This window comes from Oceanipulchritudo coccoides, assembly GCF_010500615.1.
In the GTDB taxonomy this organism is placed as follows: Bacteria; Verrucomicrobiota; Verrucomicrobiia; order Opitutales; family Oceanipulchritudinaceae; genus Oceanipulchritudo; species Oceanipulchritudo coccoides.
The window spans coordinates 1,149,027-1,162,883 of the sequence record NZ_JAAGNX010000002.1; the positions used below are offsets into that span (position 1 = coordinate 1,149,027).

The window sequence follows — 13,857 nt, forward strand, 5'->3', positions numbered from 1 at the left end:
CACGGTCTTCTCGGTCAAGGGCGACCTGACCCTGAACCTTGGTGGCTATGTTCTTGTCGCTGGCGGCTTTGACATCGCCAAGACCACGCCGACTGGTGTCGACTTGGGCGAGACCAACGGAACCGCCAATGTCGATCTCCTGACAATCAGCCTGACCGGCGTGAACTTCTTTGTTGGTGTTGGTGGCGTCTTTGACACGACCACGGATCCGGATAATTATTCAATCAAGGCGGACTCAAAAGCGACACCCGGAACTTTGGTCGACATCGATAGCACTGACGCCAATGCCACTGGCTTCTCGGTGACGAATGCCAATCTTTACCTGGCCATTGCCAGCGTGACGGATACGACACCGGAAACCCCACAAACCGATACACGCCGCTGGATCGGGGTTGCCGCGACAGCAGATGCGATGAGTGTCGTTGGCCTCCCAACTGATTTTACCCTCCGGGTGGATAACCTGAGCGTCCTCGTCAACTCCGCTTCAGGAAATGACGGAGCTGCCGTTGATCCCGCCAATGCGGCGAAGATCGACTGGAGCGAGCTCTTCAGCGTATCCAATCCGTTGAGCGCGCTGACCGCTGCCACGGTCTTCTCCGTAAAGGGTGACCTCACCCTGAACCTCGGTGGATATGTTCTCGTTGCGGGAAGTTTCTCTCTCAAGAAGACAGAAGAAAATGTCCAGGATCTTGGAAACGCCAATGCGCCTGTGCCGTCAGTTGATTTACTGACAATCAGCCTCACCGACGTGAACCTCTTCGTCGGTACAGGTGGCGTCTTCGATACAACCACGGATGGCGACTATAATATCAAGGCCGACGACAAGACTGCCCCCGGTAACCTCGTTGACATTTCTGACACCAATGCCGATGCCGTTGGTTTCTCGGTCACCAACGCAAACCTTCACCTGGCCATTGCCAGCGTGACCGATGCCACTCCTGAAACGCCGCCGACCGACGCACGCCGCTGGACAGGGGTTGCCGCGTCCGCTGAGTCCATGAGCGTGGTTGGCCTGCCATCAGACTTCACCCTGCAGGTCGATAACCTGAATGTGCTGGTGAATTCATCATCACCGACTGCCCAAAACATCGACTGGAGCCTCCTCGTTGATGCCGACAGCCCATTGGCTGCATTGTCCACGACAACTTTATCGACATCCCCGTACTTCCTTGTCGAAGGTGACCTTACCCTGAATCTGGGTGGCTATGTCCTCCTCGCCGGCAGTTTCAATATTGAAAAGAGCGGAGGCTCGCTTGATCCCACAGGAGCGAACACCCCGGTCGATATCCTGACCATTGATTTGTCCTCGGTTAATTTGTTTGTCGGTGCAGGTGCCACTTTTGACACGAGCACCGAAGGGGCCTTTGATATTGATGTATCCGAAGCCACTGGTTTCTCGGTAAGCAACGCCAGTCTCTTTGTCTCGATCGTCAGCGTGACCGATTCCACACCTGAAACCCCACCGACGGATACTCGCCGCTGGATTGGTGTGGCCGCCAGTGCGGATCAGATGACCATTGAAGGACTTCCTGATGACTTTGCTCTCGAAGTGGGTAACCTCGAAGTGTTCTACAATTCGGCTTCCGGCAACGACGGTAGCACGCCCCCTGGTGGTGTGGATGCTGTCAAGATTGACTGGGCAGACGTCTACGCTCCTGCGGATGATCCTCTTGAAAACCTTGCCGCCTCGACCACCCTTTCCGTGGCCGGTGATATCACCATCGACTTGGGCGGCTACGTTCTCGTCGCTGGCAACTTCCTCATTGCCAAGACCGAAGCAACCGGAGTCGATGTAGGCTCACCTTCCGCTCCTGATCTGGTCGATCTTGACGTGCTCGAGATCCGCCTGACAAGCGTTGACTTGTTTGTCGGGGTAGGGGGCGAATTCGACACCACAACGGATCCGAATAATTATTCGATCGTCGCCAAGCGGATTTCCAATCCTGCACAGACTGTTGCCATCACTGATGCCGATGCCGATGCAATTGGCTTCTCCGTCAGTAATGCCAACCTCTTCATCGGAATTGCTTCCGTGACAGACCCGACTCCTGAAACACCGGCTGAAGATACACGCAGCTGGACTGGAATCGCAGCCACCGCTTCCAACCTTACTGCAGTCGGTCTTCCAACTGAAATTGCCGATCCAAATCTGACTAACCTGAAGGTTCTCTTTAACTCCGCTTCAGGATTTGATGACTCAGCTACGCCAGTCGCCGCGAAAACAATTGATTGGGACCTCGTCTTCCCAACCGCCACAGTCCCTGTTCTCGACCCGCATCCGCTCGAGGAATTGAGTGGCGATACAACACTTTCCGTCTCTGGTGATGTCCAGCTGAACCTGCTCAGCAACACGATCACCATCACAGCATCTGTCGGCCTGAAACTTTCCACACAGGAAGTCTACTTGCGCAGCATTACCAGTCCGGGTGATGCACCTGCCGGACCGGTTGAAGTGAGCGCTCTTGAGATTGGTGTTTCCAATGCCAGCGTGGGCTTCAATTATGATATTGATCCGGCCGCAGGCAATGGCGTGGAAACATTCAGCATCTCCGGCGTTACTCTGGGATTAGCTTACTACACGCCAACCAGTTCCACTGATACGAGGACATGGATGGGCTTGAAGACGTTTGGCGGGGTTGCTGCTGGCTCTGTAGTATCCGGTGAGATCACAGTCCGTCTCAATACCGGATTCGGTACGGATGACGGAACCAATCCGAACAGCACAGTTGTCGACTTTAAGAAGAGTTTTGAAAGCGCCAATGGGTTGAATGATGGCGCAGTCCTCGTTGATACAAATGGCGCCGAACCGGTCCGTCTGGATTATGATGGCAAACTCGAATCGTTCGCTGTCGAAGGCAGCCTTGAAATCGGCGACTTCTTCTTCGTCAACGGCCGATTTGAATATACCGACCTGGGTCCACAATCCATCACTTTGGTAGGTGGAACGAGTGGCATCAATGTCAACGTCAGCTACTTGAGTGTGACCAACGCCTCCGCCTTTGTCGGGGTCGATGGTCCTTACCAGAACGGTGACGGTTCAATCAACCCGGATGCCATTGGCTTCCAGTTGACCGGTATGGATTTCGTTGTCGTAAAGATGGCTGAAGTCGGGGGCCTTGGCCGCGAGTGGAATGCCGTCAAGGCTACTGCCACTTCCGCGGGAATCGTCGGGATCGAGGGCTTTACCCTTACGGCCAATACAATTTCTGTTGAGATGAATACCGGTAAGGATTCGTCCAGCAACGACCTTGCCCCCAATGACATGGTCGACTTTAACGCCACCTATGGCGGCGCCCTTCAGGTCGATACCGGTCGTACGGATGAACTTGGCGCAGTCGTTAATGTCGCTATCGACTATGACGAGCAGCTCCTTCAGGTATCCGCGAATGCGGTTCTCGATATCGCTGGATTTGTCCAGATCAACGGTGGTTTCTCCTTTACCAAGTTCTCCGCACCGGACGTCAAGCTGACTGGCCAGACCACTCTCGTGGACATGGACGGCACGACCATTGCCTTCGAGAATGTGAATGCCTTCATCGGCGCGGGTCCGTACTTCGTGGATTCCGACAGCGATGGTTCTTACGATGAGATTGATCCGGATGCAGCGGGCCTCCTTTTGAAGGATATTGATATCGCGGTGGTCATGTTGAAGCCAACTGCCCTTGGCAGCGCTGAACGATACTATGCGGTAAGTGCCTCCACCGAATCGATTGAATTGCCGGGTCTCTTCTCCGGTGACTCAAGTGCTTTCAAGGGTCGTGGCTACAAGATCGAGATGAACGCGAGCAACGCCGCCGCGGGAACCAAGGTGGTTGATTTTGGTACCACTTATGCCGCTACAGCAGGCCAGTTACTGGTCGTAACCGGACCTAGCGGCGGAACAGAAGCCTTTAATTACGGCGCCAAGCTCGAGCGCGTCTCCATCGAAAACCTCAGCCTGAGCATCGACGACTATGTTTATGTCTCCGGTGGGTTCTCCTTCGAGCGCCAACAGGGCCTGACAGTCACATTGAGCGATACTGCCAACAGCAAGCGGGTTGTTGATACATACACCCTCGGTGCGGGGAACCTCGATGTATTCGTCGGAAGCGGTCCATATTTTGAAGACACGGATTCGGATGGCGATATCGACGCAGACGATAACCGAAATGCTGATGCCATCGGTCTTGCCCTGGAGAACGTGAATTTCGGGCTGATCCTGCTCCGGCCAACAGCCGCTGCGCACAAGTCGGTCAAGTATATCGCAGTCAAGGCAACAGCCGACTTTGCCGGCCTGGTTGGTATCGATGTCTTCAAGCTCTCGGCCTCGAATATTGATATCGAGTACAACACTGTCCGGAACCCCTCCAATCCGAATGACAACGTAGTCGTTGATTTCTCAGAATTGCCGCTCGGTCACTATCCTCTGAGCACGGGTAATGGCGTGTTGCCAATCAACTTCAACAGCAAGGTGCTTCGCGCCAGCGTTGGTGACGCCGAGCTGCAGATTGATGATTACGTCTTTATAAACGGTAGCCTCGCCTTTGAAAAGGGGACACTCCCATCGGTCACACTGAGTAACAGCACTCCGCTGACGAACGTCTCGGCGATCAATGTCGGGGCGACCAACGTCAACATGTTCTTCGGTGCCAACGGCCCGTACTGGACCGATTTGGACGGGGATGGTCAGATCAGCTGGGCTTTTGATGCCGGCGGTGGGAATGACGCAAGCCGTACGATCACACAAATCGGAGAGGCAACATCGGGATCCATCGACCTTGATATCAACGGTTCTGTAACAACTGTCACCATCGGTACGTCCAGCGCGATTCTCCCGGAAGATGCGATTGTCACGTTGACCAACGACCAGATCATCACGGTGGGCACCACCAACGGCGTCCAGTATGGCGATTACATTACGGGCGACCTGAGCACAACGGACGAGGTCAATCCTGTTGAATCCGGTGAGCTGAATGCGGAGGCTGTCGGCTTCAACATTACGAATGCCGATCTGGCCTTTACCCTCCTCAAGCAGGACGGTGCGAGCACCAAGTATATTGGTCTTCAGGCTTCCTCCGAATTCTTCGGCTTTGTTGGTACGGATATTTTCAAGCTCCAAGCCACACGGGTCGAGGTCGAGTTGAACTTGGTAACAGGTGGTGGCACCAATGCGTCCTCCCCGGTCGTTAATTTTGCGGCCACCAAGCCAAGCGAGCTCCTCTCCCTCTTTGACACTGTCAGCGATAAAGTCATCACGGTTGGAGAGCTCCGCGCCCTCAATGGTGGCGGTACTTCCTACAGCTCGAGTATTGCGGAATTGTATGCCACCGCCGCCCTGGATACGGATGAGATCGAATTGGCCGAGCTGGTCCGGATCCTCGACACTGATTTGGACGGTTACCTTTCCGTCGATGAAGCAAAGGAATTCCTTTCCTCCGCCAATGACGCGCTTGCCGTCACGAAGGATCTTGATCTCGACGGCAAGATTGATCCGGTTGGCTATGAAGTCAGGACGGGTGGGGAATCCACTTACCTGAATGAAGAACGCCGCCGCATCCGTGCCTCGGCTGACAATGTCCTTCTGAATGTAGCGGATTTTGCCTACTTGAACGGAACGATTTCCCTGGATCTGGGAAGCCGTGAAACAGTCACTGTCAGCACTGGAATACCTCCGATCTTAGGCGATATCGGAGCGAGTAACATCGCTTCGATCAACGCCGCCATGGCGAGTATCGAGTCGACTCTCAATAATGTTCAGGGCAGCGTGGCCACAACCCTTACGGGCGCCATCAACTCAGTAACAACCGCAATCACGGATTCGGTACTCAATACGAGCAGCAGCCTGATCAGCAGCGTTTTTGACGAGTTGAACACCGCTATTAATTCCGGCATCGACGCCGCCAAGGATAACATTGCAGCAAGCCTGACTACCAGTCTGACCGCGATCACGGATTCCATTTCCGTAGACAATCTACTCGAGACCACCATAACGAATATCATTCCAAGCGGCTTGGATTCGAACATCAGCGGTCTTCTGCAGACTATTCTCAGCCCGATCAAGACCCTTGTCGCCAAGGAACTTGAATCAGCCCTTGAGGAATCGTTGACAGGTGCGATTGACCGCATCGTCAATTCCGTCGGTGATGCCGTTTCCAATGCGGTTAACAACGGCTTGGATAAGGCCGAAGCGGAGATAAAGGCTGCCATCCGAAATGCGCTCCTGCCACAGATCGCCCGCGTCGAGGCCAAGCTGATCCAGTTGGCGACCAACGCAGCAAGCAGGCTGAATCCCGTATTCGACAAGCTGAGGGGCTTTGCGAGCCTCCGCCTCGGGGACAACCTTGCGACCATCGAGGGCGTACAGGTAGACGTCACAGCGATCGGTATCAGCAACGCGACGGCCTTCATCGGCTTGCCACCCGAAGGTGGAATCGATTTCTCAACCCCGATTGTGGATCAGGACGCCCTTGGTTTCTTCATCGACAATTTCAACATGGGCCTCGGCATCTTCAAGCCGGTCATCAGCAAGCAGCTTCCGACCTTCACGGCCGCCAAGATTTCCGCTGACGCAGCCGGCTTCAGCGATGGCGATCCAGATGCCGATACAATCGAGATTGTTGCCCGTGATATCGACGTGCAGTTCAACCTCGGCGGACCGCTGGTCAAGGGTCTCGGACCACTGCTGGCCAACGCCACCATCGATTTTGAGAACAGCACCTTCCCAAGCAACACGACCAGCAACATCGGCTTCCCGGTAGAGACCGGGACCACGCCTAATCCGGTCTATCTCGATTTCGGGGCAGGGGAGCGGATCATTGCCGAAGTTGGCAAAGCCACTCTGATCATTTCCGAGTACGTCCACATCACGGGCAACATCGCCTTTGAAAAGGGACAGATTGAAACTGTTGACCTCACGGGCGGTGTCATCGCCGGCTTGGGCACACCACAAGAGCGGACTGATTTCCTCACCGGCATTGGCCTGCCAGCCGACTTGCTCGACGCTTTCCCGGCCCTGAGTGGCCAGACTGATGTTTCCTTCCTGACCATTGGCGGATCTGACATCAATGCCTTCTTCGGATTTGACGGTCCTTACTGGACGGATGATCTGGACGGCGATAACCAAATCAGCTGGGTCCTTCCGGACGGCGCGACTTTCGTCAATAATGTCACTATCGATGGCTTTGCCTACACCGCTGGAACTGTCATCGATGATGTGACTCTCACGGACAATGCCGGCAACCTGGTGGACATCGCCCTGACCTCCGACTTGTCCACTCTCCTGGATACCGTCCTTGTCGATATCAACGGTACGCAGGTCAAATACGGTGACATTGATGGAGACGACTTGGTCGATGCTGACGAATCCGCCGAAGTAAACCCGGATGCCGTCGGCTTGGTCCTCGATGATTTTGATTTTGGATTGGCCATGATGACGCCAGTCCTCCCGACTGATTTCGCCAAGTATTTCGCCCTGAAGGCCGAAGCTGACCAAGTCACTTTTGTCGGAGTGGACGACGTGACAATTTCCGCCGAGAAGATTCTCGTCGAGGTCAACCAGTCAAGCCCGAGTGTCTACGGTGTGCCGCTATTCCCGGTTGTCGATTTTGCCAACACCGATGCATTTGAAAGTGAGCAACTGGCCCTCTTTGACGCGATTGATGACGATATCCTCACCCTTGGTGACCTTTCCAAACTCAACACTGATAACAGTGCTGGAATTTCCAAACTGGATAATGTCCTCCAGTCGGATAACACACGCGTTACCCATGAGATTCTTCTAAGCCTGCTCAACACGAACAACGCTGGCGACAGCCGTGGGGTCATTGACATTGATGAGGCAGCCGTCCTCTTCGGTGGAAATTCCTCCACTCAATCAGTCGTTGATGCAGCAATCGCTCTTGTTGAGGGCTTTGACCTCGACTTTGATGGCAAGATTGATCCGCTCGGCTTTGAAGTGAACACGGGTGGCACGCCTGTATACCTGACCATGGACTCACCACTGATCCGTGCACAGGGCAGGGTGGATCTGGATGTTCTGGGCGCTGTTACCTTGAGCGGAAGCATTGCTTTTGAATTGGGCCCTGTTGAGAACATCACCCTCACGGATGGTAGCTCGAAGGATGTCACTGTCATGACCATCGGCGGCGCCGATATTTCCGCCTTTGTCGGTTTTGACGGACCTTACTGGACCGACCTCGATGGCGACGGCGAAGTTTCATGGGCACTCCCGGATGACGGAACCTTCGATTACGATTATGTGATCGATGGGGTGGCGTATGCCGCCGGCGACTCCACCAAGGGTGTAACCATCACGGCCATCACGGGTATGGATAACAGTGGTAGTGGCTCCATCGCGACAATTACCGAGAACGGTAACGCAGCCACGACCGTTTCCGTCGATGGAGTCCGTTACGGTGACCAGGGTTCAACACTGAACACATTTGTTGAGGCGGAAGAGACCGCTGAGCTCAACGAGGAGGCCATTGGCCTGGCGATCACCGATCTCGATTTCGGCATCATGGTGATGGCTTCCATCGATATCCAGGACCTCGGGGTCTACATCGCCGGTAAGGTGAATATCCCTGAAGACGGCATTTCCTTCGTAGGCGTGGATGACCTCACTATCACCGGTTCCCTGAATATTGAAGTCAACGCCGGTGCGGCGACTGGTTCCGGATTTGCACAAGTCGATTTCATCAAGAGCTTCCAGTATGACCTGGCTGGCCTTGACACGGATAATGACAAGATCCTTGAGTTTGGTGACGACAACCTCCCGCAATATATCCGTGATGCTGACAGCAACGGGGACAGTATCGTCACCTATGACGAATTGCTTGCCGAGTATGATACCAACAACAACGGGCTCATTGACACGGATACAGAGGATACTCTTTCCGGCGACTTCGCCGCCCTTGATAATGCTGGCGATGCCGATGGTCTGGTCTATGCCGGTTACCGTGTGAATACCGGCCCGGGTGGCGAGCCTGTGCGCCTCGATTTCACGGACTTCCTGATCTCCATCCAGCTTGAAGGCGAAATTTCCTATGGCGACTTGTTTGCCCTGGATGGCGCTTTCCTTCTGGAAGTGGACACGCAGGGACTGAAGATCTTCGCCAGTGCCAGCCTGACGGTTGGGCCGAGTGGCGATTACTTTGAAATGACAGCCCTCGGGGTACTGATTATTGATGCGGATGGCGTTGCCGCGGATTTTGAAATCAGTCTTGAGATTGGCGATGACCTGAGCGGAGACATCTCCAATTCGGGTGCCGATATCTATGCCCGCCTGATCATGAACACAACCGGGACGCTGAAGAGCGTTGAAATCCCGAAGACCTTCTATGACAATTTGCCGGATTCCGTCCTTAACAGGCTGGAAACGCTGGCCGGTGATGCAGACCAGTTTGATACGGACGGGAATGATATCATTTCAGAGGCTGAGATTAACGACCAGTTGGTCAACGGAGAGAAACTGTATTACACAGTTGGTGCAGAGGCCCCAAGTCTGAGGGATCTATTTGACGACCCGAACGCACCGGATACACCGCTGGCCCCTGCAGGCTTCTATATTGCTGTCGGATTCAGCGCCCAGCTGCGTTTTGCCGATGTCTTCGACCTCTCTGGCAAATTTGGAATCCTCATTACGGATAACTCATTTGAGCTACTGATTGGGGCAAGCATCACGATCGGTCCGTTGGGCACAGCTGGCGTTTCCGGATCCCTGCGCATTGACCCGACCGGTATTGTCGGACGCGTACAGATCAAACTGGATGTCGGAATCGGTGGAAGCACGGGGCTTTCCATTACGGGAGATGCTCTCTTTGAGATCAACACGACCGACAATTCCGCAGAAGAGACCCTGAATGTCTTTGGATTTGCTGAAGGCGGCGGGCTTGTCCTCGAGACGGTCACCATTGAAGAAGGTGTCCTCATCCGGATTGAAGGAACCATTTCCTTTGTCGGCTTCCTCGAGGCCAGCGCATCGCTGACAATCAGTTTCCGGGGCGATGAATTCTATCTGGGTGGCACAGCAACCATTTCCATTGGTAGCCTGCTTAACACGACTATTTCCTTGGATGTCCTGATTACACCGGATGGCATCACCCTTGATGCAGCGGTGACGATCAATGCCAACATCCTTGAAATTATCCGAATCGAGGCTTCCGGGCGACTGATCATCAACACATCCAGTTCACAGGTCACAATCGTCAGGGACAACATCAGCAAGACCTATGCTGCGAAGACCTTCCTCCTCGACCTGCATGGCGAGGTCTCGATCCTTGAGGTGCTGACCTTTACCGCTGACTTCAAAATCCAAGTTGGTGGCGGAACATTCAGTCATGATGTCGCAAACGCGAAGGCTCGCTTGCCGGCGGGTTCCGATACCATGCTCAGGCCGGGCCAATGGGCCGTCAGCTTTGCCGCCAATATTGATTTCTTCGGAATCATCACCCTCGGTGCCGACGGCTGGTTCAACAGCAAGGGCCACTTTGGTGTCTACCTTGGCGGACGCATTGTTATCGGCACGGAATCCTTCGGTATCATTGGCACGTTTAATATCCATGCCGGATACGACGGGATTGATTTCACCATCGGCGGTGGCGCTTCGGCCCGCCTCGTTCTCTTCGGCTGGAGCCTGGCAAGTGTGAGCGTGGCCTTTGATTACTCCTCCTTGACTGGACTGTTGACCATTACCGGACGCATCACGCTTGATTTCTGGCTCTTCAGCGTGGATGTCTCCGCGACCTTTACAATCGGCCTCTTCAAGATTCCTCCACCGGTGTTCCTCGCTGGTAGTAGCTCCAACGATACCTTGCTCAATGGCGATGCGGTTGATTCCGACGGAAAGCTCTATCTCAACATGGGCGACCGAGCCCAATACAGGAACATTGAAGAATCCAATCCTGACGAAACCTTCATCATCAAGCATGTCAGCGGCACGGCCGGTAATGAAGTTGTCGAAGTCGTATCCTTTGGCCGCACCCAGCAGTTCAGCGGTGTCAGTGAAATCATTGTGAATGATGCCGGAGCCGGCAGTGACATGATCATCGTCAAGGATGGTGTTCTTTCCTCTGTCGACCTGAATGGTGGAAGCGGGGATGATGTCATCATCGTCGAATCGGCCCGCGGCACAGGCAACCGCATCGATGGCGGAACAGGTGATGACTATATCGAGGTCGCCGGGCGAGTCACCGTGCCGTTCACCATCATCGGTGGGCCAATGAGTGGCTCTGGAACAGATGAAGACTTTATTATCGGTGGATCCGGTAACGACACCATCTATGGCGGCTTCGGTCCGGATACCATTTATGGCAAGGGCGGAATTGACACAATCCACGGCAATGATGGACCGGATTCGATTTTTGGCGGCACCGGCAACGACAATATCTACGGCAATAACGGTGCGGATTCCATTTTCTGGAATGTGGGTGACGGACTGGATGTCACAGACGGCGGATTGAACCGGGATACATTCCTGATCACCCGTGGTTCCGGCTCGGATATCGGTGTCCTTTCCTCTCCAGCTGCCGGCCAGATCTCCTTTGCATGGGCCGGTGAAGGCTCGACGATGGATGCCAACAGCATTGAGTCCCTTGATATCGATCTTGGTGACGGGGCAGACAGCCTGATCATCAACAACCTCGATGGTTCCGGTGTGACTGAGTACACAATTGATCTCGGACGCCTCCCGACCATCAAGGATTCCGACGGTAACCAGCTCTACAGCGCCGGCGATGGCGATGATGACCACCTCGAATTCTACGGCAGCGCTTCCGAAGACAACTTCACGATTTCCACCAGTGTTGATGAGGTGACCAGTACCGATCAGATCGACTTGGTCCGCCAGGGCGCTTACTCCGCGACAATCCTGGGTGGTGTCTGGACCGAGAATGATGACTTGGTCATACACGCTGAAGCGGGTGGGGGATCAATCAACGCATCCGGCGTCTCCAAGAAGCTCATGAAGATGACTTTCAATGGCGGATCCGGTGAAGACGTCATCATTGGCACACCTTACAATGACCACATCAACTCCGGTACCGGCAGCGATACCGTGACGGGTGGCTATGGCATCGATGTATTCACCGACACCAGTACTTCCTCCAGCGATATTGATACCCTGGTTGAAACCTTGAGCGGGGACATGACCCTGCTGAACAATTACTTTGTCCATGGCCGTATCCTCGGCGATGACGAGGGCACCTTCTTCAAGGGCGACATCAACTTCGAGCAGGATCAGCTTCCCCTTAATCCGCTATTCCCGACTCCGTATGTCGATTACCTGCAGGATCGCGGGGACGTCTATGCGGGTACCTACGATTTAGGCTTCCAGACCTTGCCGGTGGAACTTGAAGTCCTCACCAAGGCGGATGGAACAACCCCGATCTTCACTCGTGCTTTCCTGACCGGTTCGACGGACAACAACACAATGGTGGTTGGTGACTTCGACGGCGAGATCACCGTTGATGGAAGCACCTATGTCGCTGAACCATGGACCGGCGAAGTGACCCTCGACAATTTCGGCAATGGTGGCCGCAACAGCGCGGACGGAGATAACTTCAATGAGTACTACATTGTCAGCCTGACCAACGACGCGGGTACCAAGGTTTACTTCAATGATCAGGGTGCCGGCTTTGGATATTCCGAACTGTATGTCTATGGCACGGATAACGAAGATGCCGTCACACTTCTTGGCGCTCGGATTCCGGATGGACAGGGCGGTATTGATGAAACCGGTACAGTCATCTTCGGTGAGCGGTATGATCCAACCACAATGGTCCAGAAGACCACTATCGATGGCACCCCGCTTTATTACCAACTCGATACTTTTGGAAACAAGGTACCGCGGACTGTTAATATCAACGGGGTTGATGAGCAGATTTATGACCTCAGCCTTGGTAATTCCCTGGTGAATTCGGAGGATCCGACGAAGGTTGCGGTGCCAATCTACTTGGAAACGACAACCCCGACGGCGCAGCCAGTGATGGTCCCGGCAGATAATGCTGGACGTTCCGAAGTGGTCTTCCGCAACCTGGGCCGTCTCACTGTCAACTTGATGGGTGCCGACGACACAGTGGGCATTGAGGATACTGCCGCACCGACCATCGTCCGTCTCGGAACTGGTGAGGACACAATTGTCGTAGGCATTGTCCCGTTGATCAATGATCCGGGCAACAAACCTGTCACAGGCGAGTTCCCCTTGGGCGTGCCGATTGCCGATGTCGACAATATGACCAACGGCAATTCGCACACGGTCACCGTATTCGGTGGCACCGACGGCGACCAGTTCGAGGTCAACCACAACGCCGCCAAGCTCTACCTTTCCGGTGAAGCTGGGGATGATGTATTCGTCATCAACACTTTCCTTGTCCTGACCGATGCTGACTCCGAAGATGTGGCCAATCTGGCAACGCTGTTCGGTGGAGCGGGATCCAATCGCTACACTTACCTGCAGAACGCGCCTGTCTTCATCAGTGGCGGTGCCGGGACGGATACCGTCGTCGTGAACGGCACGCCAGTCGGCGATTTGTTCATCGTGACAGCCAACTACATCGTGGGAGCAGGCCGGGTAGTCTACTTTACTGAAATCGAGCGCCTTGAAATCAACGGCGCCGGTGGCGATGACGAAATTTACATCATGAGCTCCCCAGAGGAACTCGAGATCACCGTGCGCGGTGGTACGGGCAATGACGAAATCCACCTCGGTGGAGATCCGCCACCACTCGTCTTTGATCCTCCAGCATTCAGCTATCAGCCACCGGCCTACCAGGTGCAGGATGCCCCAGTTCCCGTCATAAAGCAGTTGCCCCTGAATTTTGGCAACCCGACTTTTTCAATCAACACCTGGACTTATTTGACGTCGAGCAAGTCGGTTGTCAC

At 54.4% G+C, this 13,857-nt stretch carries 1 protein-coding gene (cut by both window edges); it reads left to right on the top strand.

Every position in this 13,857-nt window falls within one protein-coding gene, locus G0Q06_RS10525, for a matrixin family metalloprotease (RefSeq protein WP_163965540.1), read on the top strand. The gene is 42,378 nt long; 14,831 of those nucleotides lie to the left of the window and 13,690 to its right, leaving coding positions 14,832-28,688 in view (codon 4,944, partial, through codon 9,563, partial); the first complete codon in view begins at position 2. Both codon boundaries (start and stop) fall beyond the window edges.